Genomic DNA, 15,966 nt, shown 5'->3' on the forward strand with positions numbered 1-15,966 from the left:
CCGGGGGGAGACAAGTGAGATGGTTCAAACCACCCTCTTTTGTGTAACATTTCCAAAACAGCGTATTTACAAGGATGTTCACCATGTCAGGAAAACCCGCTGCCCGAGTTACTGATCCAACCTCCTGCCCGCTACCTGGGCATGGAGTAAATCCAATCGCCGCCGGCTCATCCGACGTTTTTTTTGATGGGTTACCTGCAGCCCGCCAGAACGATAAGAGCGCATGTGGCAGCCCCATCGTGGGAGACGTAGCTTCCACCGTGCTCATCAACGGCTTGCCTGCCGCGACCGTGGGAAGTGTCGGAGGCCACGGCAATAAGGTAATCGCTGGCTCCTCAACTGTAATTATCGGAAATTCGCACACACCGGCAGAATTCGTCCCCCCGTCAGCCATGCCTCTCTGGGCCATGAAGTTCGACGAAAAGTTTTGCATCGTCGGGAGTGACGGCCAGCCTCTCGCCAATGTGCCGTACCACATCAAAGACGAAGCAGGCAGAGTTTATACAGGCTTCTCTGATGAATCTGGGCATACACCTCGCATCGCAACTAGCAAGCAAGAAACTCTTGAAGTGACAACCGGTGTAGCCGCGCTTGAAAAATGGGAGGACGTATGACGGAGTTCTCTTGCAAAGTGCCAACAAACAAGCAGGCAAACTCCGTTAGCAACGTACCCGGCTACTTAATGCCGGCCAATATTCATTTATTTGTTGTTGTAGATGAAATCGGCAAAGATGGATTTCTAGTCAGAAAAATTTATTCTTCGCCCGACAACCCTCACCTGATCGCAAAAAATCTTTCCGAACTTCAAATCAAAAATGAAATCTGGCCGGAAAAATATGGAATGCGCTCTGTTGCACCTAATTCTGGCGCTACAGTTGCCCAACATGTTTACAGCAGTAGAAAATACCCTTCGGGCTATATTTCCACGAGTTCTGAATTCCCGAATGGCTCACCAAGATTCGAAGGAAAAACTGTCTACATTGATATTGAAAAAGCTAAAGCAGCAGGCGCAAAGCTAGTATCCACTGATGAAATTCTAAAAGCCCTCGAAGACTACAAAAGACACGCACCAAAAAACGTAGCAAAAATCGATGAAATTGCTGGCTGGGTAAAGAACATCGACAAAGAAGTTTTAGTTCAAGCAGATAAAGTCCCAGCGAAGGCGATTTTCACACCTACCTCCCACAAAGTCACAAACGCCTTTATAAAAGGCGCGAGAGTGGTGCGGGTGTTCGGGATTGCATTCACTGCATACGATCTGAAGGTCGCGACTGAAGAGTCAATTAAACAAAACAGCATCAAGCCTATATCCGTTGAGGTTGTCAAACAGGCTGGTGGCTGGGGTGCGGCGATAGCTGGCGCCAGGATTGGCGTGGTGGTCGGAGCAACAGTGGGAATCGAAACAGGCCCTGGCGCAGTTGTCAGCGGTGCAGTCGGGGGCATTATATTTGGCACTGCCGGTTATTTAGGTGCTACTTGGCTAACTGAATATATGCAAGAGTGAGAGTAGCATGAGCTTTATCAAAAAAATAATGGCACTGCTGAAGCCAGAACCTACACAAGAGCAAATTGCCGGGTACAGCAAGCAGGAGCTTAAAAGCTTATTCTCTCGGCCTTTAGCTCATACCAACCTACCCGCTCAGCCTCCCACTACTTCATTGGAAAGCGCTGATATCTGCGCATTTTTTTCGCAGTTCCTTATCGAGCCTAAAGATTTAGTTGAATTCGAATCACTCGTTGAGTCTCACTTCAGAAAAAATACTGAACGAACCTTCAATGATCTTCCGGTATTTGAATACGAAAGCGCATTGAGCGGAGACCGACTGATATTCTTCGCATCCTCTAGAGAATTCAACTCCGTCACGATTCGTTTGATAACGAACAGCCTTGATTTTCTAACGATGCTTAACCGCAAAAAATTCGCGATTCCTCCGCCATGGTTTGCTTTTGAGGGCTACGAGCCTTCTTGGTGGGGAGGCAGCATGCAAGGTGCTCAAGAATATTACGACAACAACTACTTTTTCAGTTTTTTCACTCAATTGAGTAACGTTGAAAAGCAATCTTATTATTCGAGGTTTCGCGCGACTGATGAATGGATCGAAAGGTTAGAGTCAATGTACGACACCGAATAAGTTGAACAGGAGCATCTTCGCGTACTCTCACCGGAATGGTTGATGGAACCTTCCGAGACGAGCCAACCTCGAAACCATAAGCGCCCCGCTCACGATCAAACACGGGGCCATGGGAGAGTTCCGCGATGAACATCCGACTGTTGCTCCTGATCGTCACTTTCAGCGTCATCCCCACCTGCGTCATGGCCGAGGGCTGCGACGTCAAGACCCGCTCCTCCAGCCCCTCGGTGCCCGCCGTCGAGACGCACAGCTGCTACGAATACGAAGGCATGCCGGTCAACGCCATCGACTGGTCATGCAGCAACGAAAGCAAGGACATGCTCAACAGCAGCAAAACCAAGGTCGAACACTGCGCCGACCACTATCAGGCCTCGTGTATCGCCACCCTCACCCAGGAATCCCTGGCCAACCCGCACTCCACCAGTAAGGACAAAAACGCCAAGGCCCTGAACATTCCGGACAGCGCGCAAGTGATCACCTATTACTACGATGTGGGGCATCTGGCGCAGGCGCGGATTGATTGTGAGAACGGGGGTGGGCATTGGAAGGCGAAATAGCGGCGTTTAAGCGCGCATGAAAAAGGGACACCGATGGGTGTCCCTTTTGTTTCTAAATGGCGGGTGGATTCAGCGTTTCATGGCTTCACACTGACTGCGCAGATCATGATCGCCAATTGACGAACAACTAGTGCCCTTCTTCGCTTCACAAAACGCCCGCTGGTCATGATCACCGATGCTTGAACATGAACTGCCTTTCTCCGCTTCACAGGCCGCGCGCAGGTCGTGATCGCCGATGGAGGAACAACTGCTGCCCTTTTTTGCTTCGCAATAAGCGCGCTGGTCATGGTCGCCAATGCTTGAGCACGAACTGCCTTTCTCCGCTTCGCAGGCCGCACGCAAATCGTGGTCGCCGATGGAAGAACAACTGCTGCCTTCCTCCCTGGCCTGGCAGTAACTGCGTTTGTCGTGATCACTGATGCTGGAGCAACTGGCGGAAACATAACCGCTGAACAGCAACAACATCGCAAGAATCAGTTTCATCTCACACTTCCTTGGCTTGCCAGGAAACAGCCTGGTACTGGGTGATTCGTTCAAATGAGCGTCGCGACACGCCATCAAATTGACATCGTTTTTGAGGAAAGTTCCGGGGCAGGAATATGTGATGAATTTCGGGATCTGAAAACCGCGTAGGAAATGACTGCTCGTGGTGAGCGAGCTTGTTCAAAAATTTGATGTTCCATAGCGATCAACAAATGCACGAAATTCGCTATGCACTCATAGCGTGGAAAGCGCCAAAATACAGGATCAATAACTAATCAGTATAAAAAACTGTAACTTCTAACAGGTTCCTCAACAAAGCCATCCGCCTACTCTCCAGGAACTGGGGATGATTGCATCTCCTAACCGGCTGACAGAGGGTAAGGAAAATGGCAAACGACATTAGAGGTAACTACGACGGCGGGGACGGAAACATCTATCGCCTGGTGATCGAAAGTCAGGATGAGTCAATGGGCACATTTAAAGGCTACTTCCACAACAATCAGACCAACAAATGGGAAAAAGTCAGTGGTAGCTATCACTTTTTTTCCGATGGTCGGGACGAGACCGTGCTCAACGTAACGACCTCGGTCGGAAACTGGGAATTGGCAGCGGATCACGTCAACGGTAAGCCATCCTTCCAAACATGGACCGCTATACTAAACGGCGGCCAAACGGGCGGATTTTATCGAGAGCCAAACACACAACCTAAAGCACCCACCATGGCGGAGTTGCAATACGGCCAGTAGCATGACCAAACATAGGCCAGCGCTGATCTGATGCCTTTGAAACCCAGACAACCATGCTTTGTTATACAAGGCATGGTTGCTTCATTTAATTAGAAACCAATAAAGACTACGTCGCATCGCATCGCAGCATCAGAAGTTAGCCGGCGTATTCGCACTAATAATCTCCGCCTCATCCGCCCCGATATTCCGGAACTTGTGCGGCAGCGTCGTAGGGAAGTAATACCCATCCCCCGCACTCAACACGCTCACCTGCCCATCCACCGTCAACTCCACGGTGCCGCGCGTCACCAACCCACACTCCTCACCTTCCGCGTGAACAATCGGCTCTTCCCCGGAACTCGCGCCCGGTGCGTATTGCTCGCGCAGCAAGCGCATCTGGCGGCTGGGGACCGAGGCGCCGATCAGCAGCAGGCGCAGGCCGTGGCGGCCGAGGTCGGGTTGTTCGTTGGCGCGGAAGACGTATTGGTGTTCGCGGGGGGGCTGGTCGAAGGTGAAGAAGTCGGCCAGGGACATCGGGATGCCTTCGAGCAGCTTTTTCAATGAGCTGACGGAAGGACTGACGCGATTCTGTTCGATCAGGGAGATGGTGGCATTGGTCACGCCGCTACGCCGGGCCAGCTCGCGCTGGGAGAGTTTGTAGCTTTCGCGTACTAGTTTGAGTCGAGAACCCGTATCCATGACAGCCTTATGTGAGAACGACTTAAGGGCGATGGGGGTGGGTGGCGGGTGCCGCGCAAGGCGCGCGGATCACGTTGCTCCCGTGTCCCGGAACCGTGAAAGGCGGCTATTAAATCACGTTTGTTGGCGTTGCTCAGCAGGTTCGATGGACGGTGGGTGAAAAGAGCCTGCTGAGGGTAATTGCGAAGTAAAAGCAAAACCTGTGGGAGCTGGCTTGCCAGCGATTGGGCGGCACTTTCAACATCCTTTTTGCTGATAGACCGCTTTCGCGAGCAAGCTCGCTCCCACAGGGTTTGTGGTGTTTGTGCTGGCCTCATCGCTTGCAGGCAAGCTCCCACAGTTGGAGCTGTGGTGTTTCAGTGGGTTTCATGGTGCTCGTGCCAGCCTCATCGCTGGCAAACCAGCTCCCACAGGGTTTGTGGTGCGGCTTGTCAGGTAAAAAAACCGGCGGCGCCTGTGCGGGGCCACCGCCGGGGAGGTTAATCAGATGCCGAAACGGTCACGCAGCGAGTAATACACGGCGCCGAGGGCGGTCAGCGGCGCGGAGAAGGTACGGCCGCCGATCATCGGCATGTGTGGCAGGGAGGCGAAGGCGTCGAAACGTTCGGCGTCGCCGCGGATCATTTCCGAGATCAGTTTGCCGGCCAGGTGCGAGCAGGTGACGCCGTGGCCGCTGTAGCCCTGCATGTAGTAGGCGTTTTTTTCGATGCGGCCGAATTGCGGCATGCGTGACATGGTCAGCAGGAAGTTGCCGGTCCAGCGGTAGTCGATTTTCACGTCCTTGAGCTGCGGGAAGGTCTTGAGGATCTTCGGGCGGATCAGGGTTTCGATGTCGTCCGGTTCACGGGCGCCGTAGACCACGCCGCCGCCGTAGAGCAGTCGGTTGTCGGCGGTCAGACGGTAGTAGTCGAGCAGGTAGTTGCAGTCTTCGACGCAGTAGTTGTTGGTGATCAGGCTGCGGGCCTGCTTCTCGGTCAGCGGTTCGGTGACGCAGATCTGCGAACCGCACGGCATGCTCTTGGCCGTCACGCGGTTGTCGAGGCCTTGCGGCAGGTAGGCGTTGCCGGCGATCAGCAGGTACTTGGCGCGGACCTGGCCTTTGGCGGTGCGCACGACGTTGGGCTCGCCGTATTTGATTTCCACCGCAGCGGACTGTTCGTAGATCTTGCCGCCCAGACGCACGATGGCGGCGGCTTCACCGAGGGCCAGGTTCAGCGGGTGGATGTGGCCGCCCTGCATGTCCAGCAGACCGCCGACGTAGGCGTCGGAGCCGACTTCGCGGCGGATGTCCGCAGCGTCGAGCATCTTCAGGTTTTTATTGCCGTAACGTTCCCAGCTCCGCTTTTGTTCGGCGAGGCCCTTGAGCTGCTTGTTGTTCATCGCTGCGAAGATACCGCCCGGACGGTAGTCGCACTTGATGTCGTATTCCTTGATGCGCGAACGGATGATGTCGGCGCCTTCGAAGATCATGCTGCCGAGGATTTCGGCGGTCTTGTCGCCGTAGCGCTCTTCGATCACGTCGACGTCGCGGCTGTAGGAGTTGACCAGTTGGCCACCGTTGCGACCGCTGGCGCCGTAGCCGACTTTCGCCGCTTCCAGCACCGTCACCTTGTAGCCAGCTTCGGTCAGGAACAGTGCCGAGGACAGCCCGGTGTAGCCGGCGCCAATGATGCAGACATCGCACTCCACCGACTCTTCAAGCGTCGGGAAGTCGATGACTTCGTTGCGGGTGGCGGCGTAATAACTGTTGACGTGTTGTTGTTTCATTATTGTTCTCCGAGGGACGCCGGAAAAACCGGCGTCCACCGTTGTAAATAGAATTAGAGCTTGATCCAGGTCGCTTTCAGCTCGGTGTACTTGTCGAACGCGTGCAGCGATTTGTCGCGACCGTTGCCCGACTGTTTGAAGCCACCGAACGGCGCGGTCATGTCGCCGCCGTCGTACTGGTTGACCCACACGCTGCCGGCGCGCAGGCCACGGGCGAAGGTGTGGGCCTTGCTCAGATTGCTGGTCCAGACCCCGGCGGCGAGGCCGAAGATGCTGTCGTTGGCGATGTGCAGCGCTTCTTCAACGGTGTCGAAGGTGATCAGCGACAGCACCGGGCCGAAGATTTCTTCCTTGGCGATGGTCATGGCGTTGGTCACGCCGTCGAAAATCGTCGGCTCGATGTAGGTGCCGCCGGTTTCCTCGAGGGTGCGTCGGCCGCCGGCGATCACTTCGGCGCCCTGCTCGCGGCCGATGCTGATGTAGCGCAGCACGTTGTCCAGTTGACGCTGATCGACCACGGCGCCGACGGTGGTCGCCGGATCCAGGGCGTGACCCGGTTTCCACGCTTGCAGCGCTTCGACCAGCAGCGGGATGAATTGCTCGCGGATCGAACGCTCCACCAGCAGGCGGGAGCCGGCGGTGCAGACTTCGCCCTGGTTGAACGCAATGGCGCCGGCCGCCGCTTGTGCTGCCGCGCGCAAGTCCGGTGCGTCGGCAAACACCACGTTCGGGCTCTTGCCCCCTGCTTCGAGCCAGACGCGTTTCATGTTGCTTTGGCCGGCATAAATCATCAGTTGTTTGGCAATCGCCGTGGAGCCGGTGAAGGCCAGCACGTCGACGTCCATGTGCAGCGCCAGCGCCTTGCCGACGGTGTGGCCGAAGCCTGGCAGGACGTTGAACACGCCTTTCGGAATGCCGGCATCCAGCGCCAGTTGCGCGATGCGGATCGCGGTCAGCGGGGATTTTTCCGAAGGTTTGAGGATGAACGAGTTACCCGCCGCCAGTGCCGGAGCGAATTTCCAGCTGGCCATGATCAGCGGGAAGTTCCACGGCACGATGGCAGCAACCACGCCTGATGGCTCGCGAGTCACCAGACCGAGTTGATCGTGCGGGGTGGCGGCGACTTCGTCGTAGATCTTGTCGATCGCTTCGGCGCTCCAGTGGATCGCGTTGGCGGTCGCCGGGATGTCGATGCTCATCGAGTCGCTGATCGGTTTGCCCATGTCGAGGGTTTCGAGCAGCGCCAGTTCTTCCTGGTGTTGCAGGATCAGATCGGCGAAGCGAATCAGGATGCGCTTGCGCTCGGCCGGGGCCTTGTTGGCCCACACGCCGGAGTTGAAGGATTGGCGCGCAGCTTCAACGGCGAGGTTGGCGTCGGCTTCATCGGTGCTGGCCACGGAGGCCAGGAAACGGCCGTCGACGGGGCTCAGGCATTCGAAGGTTTCGCCGCTGATGGCCGGGCGGTATTCGCCATTGATGAAGGCGCGGGATTCGAGGGTCAGGGACTGGAAGCGTTGTTCCCAGTCGTTGCGGGTCGTTGTCATGGTGGTGGCTCGACGCGGGGGAATTTGGGGGTGTCTGGTGTGTGTTCGACTTGAGATGGCTGCCCTCACCCTAGCCCTCTCCCGGGGGGAGAGGGGACCGACCGAAGTGCCTCGGGAGATGCACCGACATGAACGACCGAGTCGAATATGGATTCGGTAAAAATCGTTCAGGTCGGCGGATTTCCAAAGCATCCCCGGATCAGTCCCCTCTCCCTATGGGAGAGGGTTAGGGTGAGGGGCTCTTGGCTTTTGAGGGCCTCAAACCGTATGCAGATACCAGTTGTACTCAAGGTCAGAGATCGAGTTTTCGAACTCGGCCAGCTCGCTTTCCTTGCACGCGACGAACACGTCGATGTACATCGGGTCGATGTAGCGGGCCATGACTTCGCTATCGTCCAGCTCACGCAGGGCGTCGCGCAGGTTGTTCGGCAGGCTCTGTTCGTTCTGCTCGTAGCTGTTGCCTTCGACCGGGGCGCCCGGCTCGATTTCGTTGGTCAGGCCGTGGTGAATACCGGCCAGCACGGAAGCCATCAGCAGGTACGGGTTGGCGTCGGCACCGGCGACACGGTGCTCGATGCGCACGGCGTCCGGTGAACCGGTCGGTACACGGACGGCCACGGTGCGGTTGTCGATGCCCCAGCTCGGCGAGTTCGGTACGTAGAACTGTGCGCCGAAGCGGCGGTACGAGTTGACGTTCGGGCACAGGAAAGCCATTTGCGCAGGCAGGGTCTCCAGCACACCGCCGATCGCGTGGCGTAGCGCGGCGTTCTGCTCGGGATCCTCGCTGGCGAAGATGTTGTTGCCTTCTTTGTCCAGGATCGAAATGTGCACGTGCAGACCGTTGCCCGCCTGGCCCGGATACGGCTTGGCCATGAAGGTGGTGTCCATCTCGTGGTCGTAGGCGATGTTCTTCACCAGACGCTTGAGCAGGACGGCGTAGTCGCACGCCTTGATCGGGTCGGAGACGTGGTGCAGGTTGACTTCGAACTGCGCCGGGGCGCTTTCCTTGACGATGGCATCAGCAGGAATGCCCTGCTCTTTCGCGCCTTCAAGGATGTCTTGCAGGCAGTCGACGTATTCGTCGAGATCGTCAATCAGATAAACCTGGGTCGACACCGGACGCTTGCCGGAGACTGGCGAACGCGGCGATTGCGGACGGCCGTTCACGTTGTCCTGGTCGATCAGGTAGAACTCGAGTTCGAACGCGGCGCAAATGGTCAGGCCCAATGCGTCGAACTTGCGGACCACGTTGGCCAGCACTTCACGCGGGTCGGCAAAGAACGGCTCGCCTTCCAGTTCGTGCATGGTCATCAGCAGTTGCGCGGTCGGGCGCTTCTGCCAGGGCTCGATGCTCAGGGTGCCCGGAATCGGGTAGCAGATGCGGTCGGCGTCGCCGATGTCCAGGCCCAGGCCGGTGCTTTCCACCGTGGAGCCGTTGATGTCGAGGGCAAAGAGCGAGGCCGGCAGGTTGATGCCTTTCTCGTAAACCTTGTGAAGACTGGTGCGCTCGATGCGCTTGCCGCGCACCACACCGTTCATGTCTGCAATCAGAAGGTCGACGTACAAAACCTCAGGATGTTTCTTAAGGAATGCGTTTGCTTCGTTGAGTTGAACGGCACGCAGAGGGACCGACATGATGCACCTATTTAGCTGTTAATTATTATGTTCACTGCTGTTTCGCCGAGCCAGTCAACCCGAACGGCAAAGTGAAGTCAATAGCGAACACAGGGCCGCTCAGCGTTTATTTTTAGGGCTTTTTTTAACACTCTCGTGCCAACGCAGGCGCCAGAGGCCCGCGATTCAAGAAGATTTGATGAGCGGCGTTTAGAATTTTTTACATGGGAGTTGTTAATTAAAATCAACGAGGCTAAGCTCCGGAAAAGCTCGTTCAAGTGTCAAACTTCGAGGTGAATAAAAATGGCATTCAAGCCATTGATCGGCGTTACTGCGTGCGTCAAACAGATTGGCCTGCACCCCTATCACATCAGCGGCGACAAGTACGTTCGCGCTGTCAGCGTTGCGGCGCTGGGGTTGCCCGTCGTCATTCCTTCCCTTGGCCAACTGACTGAAATCGAAGACCTGCTGGGTCAGCTCGACGGTCTGTTGCTGACCGGCTCGCCGTCCAACGTGGAACCCTTCCACTATCAGGGCCCGGACAGCGCTCCCGGCACGGATCACGATCCGGCGCGGGATGCCACTACCCTTCCTTTATTGCGTGCAGCCATCGCGGCGGGCGTTCCGGTACTCGGCATCTGCCGCGGCTTCCAGGAAATGAACGTGGCGTTCGGCGGCAGCCTGCACCAGAAGGTGCATGAGCTGCCGGGCATGCTCGATCACCGCGAAGCCGACAGCCCGGATGTCGCCGTGCAATACGCCCCGGCCCATGCCGTGACGGTGCTGCCCGGTGGCGTGTTCGAAGCGCTGGAGCTGCCGAGTGAATTCCAGGTCAACTCGATTCACAGTCAGGGCATCGACCGCCTCGCTCCCGGCCTGCGCGCCGAAGCCGTGGCTCCGGACGGCCTGATCGAGGCGGTCTCGGTGGAGCACAGCCCGACCTTCGCCCTCGGCGTGCAATGGCACCCGGAATGGCAAGTGCTGGACAACCCGAACTACCTGCGGATTTTCCAGGCATTCGGCGAGGCTTGCCGCCAGCGTGCGGCGCGACGCAACCAGCGCTGACACAACCCAGAATTTCATCACTGTTTACTGCCCCCACGGGGTCGGCGGCTGCGCGTGTGCGCACCCATCATCCGTGAAAACAACAAACCGTAATAACAACAAGTACTACCCAGGCAGCCAGGACGGCGGCGCCGACCAAGCCGGATCGGCAAGCGCAATACCAATCGGATCAATGCAAAACCCTGTGGGAGCTGGCTTGCCAGCGATGAGGCCGTCACTTTCGACATCGAGGTGACTGACCCGCCGCCATCGCGGGCAAGCCCGCTCCCACAGGGGATGCGATCCGACAGGAAATGCTCTTGCAAGTCTGCAATCCACTCTTAAGCCAGGCCGCGTTGGCCCGGCGACTGAAACCTGTTGGGAGTTTCACATGGCAAACGCCTCCAGCACTTACAGGAAGGCTCTTGAAGGTCATCAGCAACCGAAAAAGGTTCTGGTGAAAGTCGATCGAGTCACCAAGAAGTTCGACGAAACCACGGCGGTGGACGATGTGTCCCTGGAGATCCATCAGGGCGAAATCTTCGCCCTGCTCGGCGGCTCCGGCTCGGGCAAATCAACCCTGCTGCGCATGCTCGCCGGTTTCGAACGGCCGACTGAAGGACGCATTCTGCTCGACGGTGTCGACATCACCGACATGCCGCCGTACGAGCGGCCGATCAACATGATGTTCCAGTCCTACGCCCTGTTCCCGCACATGACCGTGGCGCAGAACATCGCCTTCGGCCTCAAGCAGGACCGTTTGCCGGCCAGCGAAATCGACGCTCGCGTCGAAGAAATGCTGCGTCTGGTGCACATGACCCAATACGCCAAGCGCCGCCCGCATCAACTGTCCGGCGGTCAGCGTCAGCGCGTGGCCCTCGCCCGCTCCCTGGCCAAGCGGCCGAAACTGTTGCTGCTCGACGAACCGATGGGCGCGCTGGATAAAAAGCTGCGTTCGCAAATGCAGCTGGAACTGGTGGAAATCATCGAGCGCGTCGGCGTGACCTGCGTGATGGTGACCCACGACCAGGAAGAGGCCATGACCATGGCCGAACGCATCGCGATCATGCACCTGGGCTGGATCGCCCAGATCGGCAGCCCGGTCGACATTTATGAAGCACCGGTCAGCCGCATGGTCTGCGAATTCATCGGCAACGTGAACGCCTTCGACGGCACCGTGGTCGAGGATCTTGAAGGTCACGCGATCATTCACAGCCCGGACTTGCAGCAAAAGATCTACGTCGGTCATGGCGTCAGCACTTCGGTGCAGGACAAGTCGATCACCTACGCGATCCGCCCGGAAAAAATGCTGGTCAGCACGATCAAGCCCGAGACCCGCTACAACTGGTCCGAAGGCAAGGTGCATGACATCGCCTACCTCGGCGGCCACTCGGTGTTCTACGTCGAGTTGCCGAGCGGCAAGATCGTCCAGTCGTTCATGGCCAACGCCGAACGCCGTGGCGCGCGGCCGACCTGGGACGACAAGGTCTACGTCTGGTGGGAAGACGACAGCGGCGTGGTACTGCGCTCATGAGAACCTTCAATCAGCAATTCCTGCGCCTGGTGCCCAGCGGGCGAAAGTTCGTCATCGGCATCCCGTTCATCTGGCTGTTCCTGTTCTTCATGCTGCCGTTTTTTCTGGTGATGAAGATCAGCTTCTCGGAAGCCGCGCTGTCGATCCCGCCGTACTCGGAGATCTACACCTACGCCGAACAGAAATTCCAGCTATTCCTGAACATCGGCAACTACACCCTGCTCGGCGAAGACGAGCTGTACCTGTCGGCCTACCTCGGGTCGTTGAAGGTGGCGCTGCTCAGTACGCTGATGTGCCTGGTGATCGGTTTCCCGATGGCCTACGCGATCACCAAGACCGGCAAGGAAACGCAAAACGTCCTGCTGCTGTTGATCATGATGCCGACCTGGACCGCGATCCTGATCCGCGTTTACGCGTGGATGGGCATCCTCAGCAACAACGGTCTGCTTAACGCATTTTTGATGTGGACCGGGCTCACCGATCACCCGATCGAGATCCTCAACACCAACACGGCGGTCTACATTGGGGTCGTGTATGCCTACCTGCCATTCATGGTGCTGCCGCTCTATGCCAACCTGGTGAAGCACGACGGCAGCCTGTTGGAAGCCGCGCAGGATCTGGGTTCGAGCAACTTCAACAACTTCTGGAAAATCACCGTGCCGCTGGCCAAGAACGGCATCATCGCCGGCTGCATGCTGGTGTTCATTCCAGTGGTGGGCGAGTTCGTGATTCCGGAACTGCTGGGCGGCCCGGAGACCCTGATGATCGGTCGCGTGCTGTGGCAAGAGTTCTTCAATAACCGCGACTGGCCGGTGGCGTCTGCTCTGGCGGTGGTGATGCTGTTGATCCTGATTGTGCCGATTCTGCTGTTCAACCGCAGCCAGGCCAAAGAGATGGAGGCACGGGGATGAAACGCTTCGGATTTTCAAAGTTCATGCTGATCTTCGGCCTGATGTTCATCTATCTGCCGATGCTGATTCTGGTGATCTACTCGTTCAACGCCTCGAAACTGGTAACGGTCTGGGGCGGCTGGTCGGTGAAGTGGTACGTCGGCCTGCTCGACAACACCCAACTGATGGGCTCGGTGGTGCGCTCGCTGGAAATCGCCTGCTACACCGCGATTGCCGCCGTAGCGTTGGGCACCCTCGCCGCGTTCGTGCTGACCCGCGTAACCCGCTTCAAGGGTCGTACGCTGTTCGGTGGTCTGGTGACCGCGCCGCTGGTGATGCCTGAGGTGATTACCGGGCTGTCGCTGTTGCTGCTGTTCGTGGCGATGGCGCAACTGATCGGCTGGCCGCAGGAGCGTGGCATCGTCACCATCTGGATCGCCCACACCACGTTTTGTGCGGCGTATGTGGCGGTGGTGGTGTCGGCGCGTCTGCGCGAGCTGGACCTGTCGATCGAAGAAGCGGCGATGGATCTGGGCGCGAAACCGTTCAAGGTGTTTTTCCTGATCACCATCCCGATGATCGCGCCGTCGCTGGCAGCGGGCGGCATGATGTCGTTCGCCCTGTCGCTGGACGATCTGGTGCTGGCGAGCTTCGTTTCGGGGCCGGGTTCCACCACCCTGCCGATGGAAGTCTTCTCGGCCGTGCGTCTGGGCGTGAAGCCCGAGATCAACGCCGTGGCCAGCCTGATTCTGCTGGCGGTGTCGCTGGTGACCTTCCTGGTCTGGTACTTCGGCCGCAAGGCAGAAGCCAACCGCAAGCGGGCGATTCAGGAAGCGATGGATCAGACCGCCAACGAATCGTGGCAGCAACCGCAACCTCAACGAGTGGCAGCGACGGCCTAGGGCCGTCGCGTTTTACGGCTTTGCGCTTTGGCTTAAAAGCTTTTGAATAAAAAGAATGGAGTTTCACCGATGAAAATGTTTGGCAGGACTCTGCTGACACTGTCCTTATTGGGCGCAATCGCCACAGGCGCCCAGGCCAACGACAAGGTGCTGCGCGTTTACAACTGGTCGGATTACATCGCCCCGGACACCGTCAAGAAGTTCGAGGACGAGACCGGCATCCGCGTGACCTACGACGTGTTCGACAGCAATGAAACCCTCGAAGCGCGTTTGCTCGCGGGTAAATCCGGCTACGACATCGTGGTGCCGTCCAACAGTTTCCTGGCCAAGCAGATCAAGGCCGGGGTCTATCAGACCCTGGACAAATCGAAGCTGCCAAACTGGAAAAACCTCAACCCGGTGCTGCTGAAAAACGCCTCCGCCAGTGATCCAGACAACGCCCACGCGTTCCCGTACATGTGGGGCTCGATCGGCATCGGCTTCAACCCGGACAAGGTCAAGGAAGTGCTCGGCAAGAATGCGCCGACCAATTCCTGGGACCTGCTGTTCAAACCGGAGAACGCCGAGAAGCTGAAAGCCTGTGGTATCAGCTTCCTCGACTCGCCGACCGAAATGCTCCCGGCCGCCCTGCACTACCTGGGCTATCCGGTGAACGACAAGGACGTGAAGCACATCGCCGAAGCCGAAGCGCTGTTCATGAAGATCCGGCCGTCGGTGGCGTATTTCCATTCGTCCAAGTACATCTCCGATCTGGCCAACGGCAACATCTGCGTGGCGGTCGGTTACTCCGGTGATGTATTGCAGGCCAAGGCCCGCGCGGTGGAATCGGGCAACAACGTCGTGATCGACTACAGCATTCCCAAGGAAGGTGCCGGCAGCTTCTACGACATGGTCGCCATCCCGCGCGATGCAGCGAACGTCGAGAACGCGTACCTGTTCATGGACTTCCTGATGCGTCCGGACATCATCGCCGAGATCACCAACAGCAACGGCTACAGCAACGCCAACGCGGCGGCGACGCCGCTGGTGGACGAAGCGATCCGCAACGACCCCGGCTCATACCCGCCGCAAGCGGTGATGGCCACGCTGTATGCGGTGCCGGATCAGCCGATTGCCACGCAACGGATCATGACCCGGGGCTGGACCCGCGTGAAACTCGGCAAGTAATGGCACCACCGATGATCGTTCCCACGCTCTGCGTGGGAATGCAGCCCGGGACGCTCCGCGTCCCAAAGCGGACGCAGAGCGTCCATTGAGGCATTCCCACGCGGACGGTTCGACGCCTCGACGTGGGAACGATCAGACAGTCAGCGATCAGTATCGATTTCCGTTCATGCAGCGCCTTACCACCGCTGCCCCCTGCTCTGAACGGCCTCACCTGGCTCTCCTCGGTTCAGGTGAATTCAGGCGCCCTCGGGCGCCTTTTTTTGTGGCTCAGATCAGTGGCCAATCGGCCAGCGCGCGGTAGCGGCCCTTGTGGGATTCGAAAAGCGCGAAGCGTTCGGCCCGCAGGAAGAATTCCGGCGGCGTGGCGGATTCCGGTTCCGGCGCGCGATAGTCCCGGGCCAGCGTCAGGTGCGGACGGTACTCCCGCGTTGCCTCTTCAAACCCGAACGGCAACATCGCCTGCTCCAGTGCATACACCAGTCGCAGCAATGCCTGCGGCGCCTGCTCCGGTGCCAGCGACAACACCCCGGCACGTCGCCAGACCTGCAACCGATCCAGCGAAATCCTCAGCGCCTCGCCCGGTATGCGCACCTTCGCCGCCGCCTCACAGACTTCGCCAATCTGCGCCAACGGCACCGCGCCGAGAAACAGCAACGTCAGGTGAAAGTTGTCGGCCGGCACCGGTTTGCCGGTACGCAAACCCAGCTCGCTGCGCCACTGGGCAATCGCCTTGCGCTGCGCCGGCGGGCAGTCCAGGGCGAAAAACAGCCGCTTGAACGGTTGATCCCCGCGCGTTTCGTCCGTCATGACCCCGCTCCTTCGTTCGTCGAGATCCCTGGATTCTACACGCCCGTTTCTGGCGACTCTCGGCATGGGGTTTATAGTTCAACGATTGCCATCAACCGGAG

Annotated in this window: 16 protein-coding genes; 10 read left to right on the forward strand and 6 right to left on the reverse strand. The window is 58.0% G+C overall.

The window, feature by feature from the left end; all coding sequences use genetic code 11:
- Window positions 1–83: 83 nt before the first annotated feature.
- From AWU82_RS11075 to AWU82_RS11090, 4 genes are all read left to right on the forward strand, one after another.
- Window positions 84–614, forward strand: coding sequence for a PAAR domain-containing protein (locus tag AWU82_RS11075; protein WP_084777015.1), 531 nt, complete (start codon window positions 84–86; stop codon window positions 612–614).
- A complete protein-coding gene (locus AWU82_RS11080) occupies window positions 611–1,504 on the forward strand; it encodes a glycine zipper family protein (protein ID WP_190241580.1) in 894 nt (297 codons plus the stop codon). The genes AWU82_RS11075 and AWU82_RS11080 overlap by 4 nt, the downstream gene beginning before the upstream one ends.
- A gap of 7 nt (window positions 1,505–1,511) precedes the next feature.
- Window positions 1,512–2,132 carry a hypothetical protein gene (locus AWU82_RS11085; RefSeq protein ID WP_064382330.1) on the forward strand — a complete coding sequence of 207 codons (621 nt, stop codon included), beginning with the start codon at window positions 1,512–1,514 and terminating at the stop codon, window positions 2,130–2,132.
- A gap of 125 nt (window positions 2,133–2,257) precedes the next feature.
- Window positions 2,258–2,689 (forward strand): hypothetical protein, encoded by a 432-nt coding sequence (locus tag AWU82_RS11090; protein ID WP_064382331.1) that lies wholly within the window; start codon window positions 2,258–2,260, stop codon window positions 2,687–2,689.
- Window positions 2,690–2,758: 69 nt separating this feature from the next.
- Here the strand turns inward: AWU82_RS11090 and AWU82_RS11095 are convergent, their stop codons facing one another.
- Window positions 2,759–3,172 (reverse strand): hypothetical protein, encoded by a 414-nt coding sequence (locus tag AWU82_RS11095; protein WP_064382332.1) that lies wholly within the window; start codon window positions 3,170–3,172, stop codon window positions 2,759–2,761.
- A 386-nt stretch (window positions 3,173–3,558) separates the two neighbouring features.
- Here AWU82_RS11095 and AWU82_RS11100 point away from each other — a divergent pair, with 386 nt between their 5' ends.
- Window positions 3,559–3,918 (forward strand): hypothetical protein, encoded by a 360-nt coding sequence (locus AWU82_RS11100; protein ID WP_064382333.1) that lies wholly within the window; start codon window positions 3,559–3,561, stop codon window positions 3,916–3,918.
- Window positions 3,919–4,047: 129 nt separating this feature from the next.
- Here AWU82_RS11100 and relB read toward each other — a convergent pair whose 3' ends face one another.
- The 4 genes from relB to AWU82_RS11120 all read right to left on the reverse strand — a co-directional run bounded on the left by relB (window position 4,048) and on the right by AWU82_RS11120 (window position 9,542).
- Entirely contained in the window at window positions 4,048–4,596 is a 549-nt protein-coding gene (gene relB, locus AWU82_RS11105) for a type II toxin-antitoxin system RelB family anti-toxin (RefSeq protein WP_011333561.1), read from the reverse strand.
- Window positions 4,597–5,079: 483 nt separating this feature from the next.
- Window positions 5,080–6,363, reverse strand: coding sequence for an NAD(P)/FAD-dependent oxidoreductase (locus AWU82_RS11110; protein ID WP_064382334.1), 1,284 nt, complete (start codon window positions 6,361–6,363; stop codon window positions 5,080–5,082).
- Window positions 6,364–6,416: 53 nt separating this feature from the next.
- A complete protein-coding gene (locus tag AWU82_RS11115) occupies window positions 6,417–7,907 on the reverse strand; it encodes an aldehyde dehydrogenase (protein ID WP_064382335.1) in 1,491 nt (496 codons plus the stop codon).
- A gap of 258 nt (window positions 7,908–8,165) precedes the next feature.
- Entirely contained in the window at window positions 8,166–9,542 is a 1,377-nt protein-coding gene (locus AWU82_RS11120; protein ID WP_011333558.1) for a glutamine synthetase family protein, read from the reverse strand.
- A 282-nt stretch (window positions 9,543–9,824) separates the two neighbouring features.
- On the opposite strand from AWU82_RS11120, the gene AWU82_RS11125 reads away from it, so the two are divergent.
- The 5 genes from AWU82_RS11125 to AWU82_RS11145 all read left to right on the forward strand — a co-directional run bounded on the left by AWU82_RS11125 (window position 9,825) and on the right by AWU82_RS11145 (window position 15,058).
- Window positions 9,825–10,586, forward strand: coding sequence for a gamma-glutamyl-gamma-aminobutyrate hydrolase family protein (locus AWU82_RS11125; RefSeq protein ID WP_011333557.1), 762 nt, complete (start codon window positions 9,825–9,827; stop codon window positions 10,584–10,586).
- Window positions 10,587–10,956: 370 nt separating this feature from the next.
- Window positions 10,957–12,099, forward strand: a complete 1,143-nt coding sequence (locus tag AWU82_RS11130) for a polyamine ABC transporter ATP-binding protein (RefSeq protein ID WP_007957110.1) — start codon at window positions 10,957–10,959, stop codon at window positions 12,097–12,099.
- Window positions 12,096–13,010 (forward strand): ABC transporter permease subunit, encoded by a 915-nt coding sequence (locus tag AWU82_RS11135; protein WP_039770920.1) that lies wholly within the window; start codon window positions 12,096–12,098, stop codon window positions 13,008–13,010. The genes AWU82_RS11130 and AWU82_RS11135 overlap by 4 nt, the downstream gene beginning before the upstream one ends.
- Window positions 13,007–13,891 (forward strand): ABC transporter permease subunit, encoded by an 885-nt coding sequence (locus tag AWU82_RS11140; protein WP_011333555.1) that lies wholly within the window; start codon window positions 13,007–13,009, stop codon window positions 13,889–13,891. Before AWU82_RS11135 ends, AWU82_RS11140 begins: the two co-directional genes overlap by 4 nt.
- Before the next feature lie 69 nt (window positions 13,892–13,960).
- A complete protein-coding gene (locus AWU82_RS11145) occupies window positions 13,961–15,058 on the forward strand; it encodes a polyamine ABC transporter substrate-binding protein (RefSeq protein WP_064382336.1) in 1,098 nt (365 codons plus the stop codon).
- Between the two features lie 267 nt (window positions 15,059–15,325).
- On the opposite strand, the gene thpR is transcribed toward AWU82_RS11145, so the two are convergent.
- Window positions 15,326–15,865 (reverse strand): RNA 2',3'-cyclic phosphodiesterase, encoded by a 540-nt coding sequence (gene thpR / locus AWU82_RS11150; RefSeq protein WP_064382337.1) that lies wholly within the window; start codon window positions 15,863–15,865, stop codon window positions 15,326–15,328.
- Window positions 15,866–15,966 lie beyond the last annotated feature (101 nt).

The sequence above is a fragment of the Pseudomonas glycinae genome, from assembly GCF_001594225.2.
Taxonomy (GTDB): Bacteria; Pseudomonadota; Gammaproteobacteria; order Pseudomonadales; family Pseudomonadaceae; genus Aquipseudomonas; species Aquipseudomonas glycinae.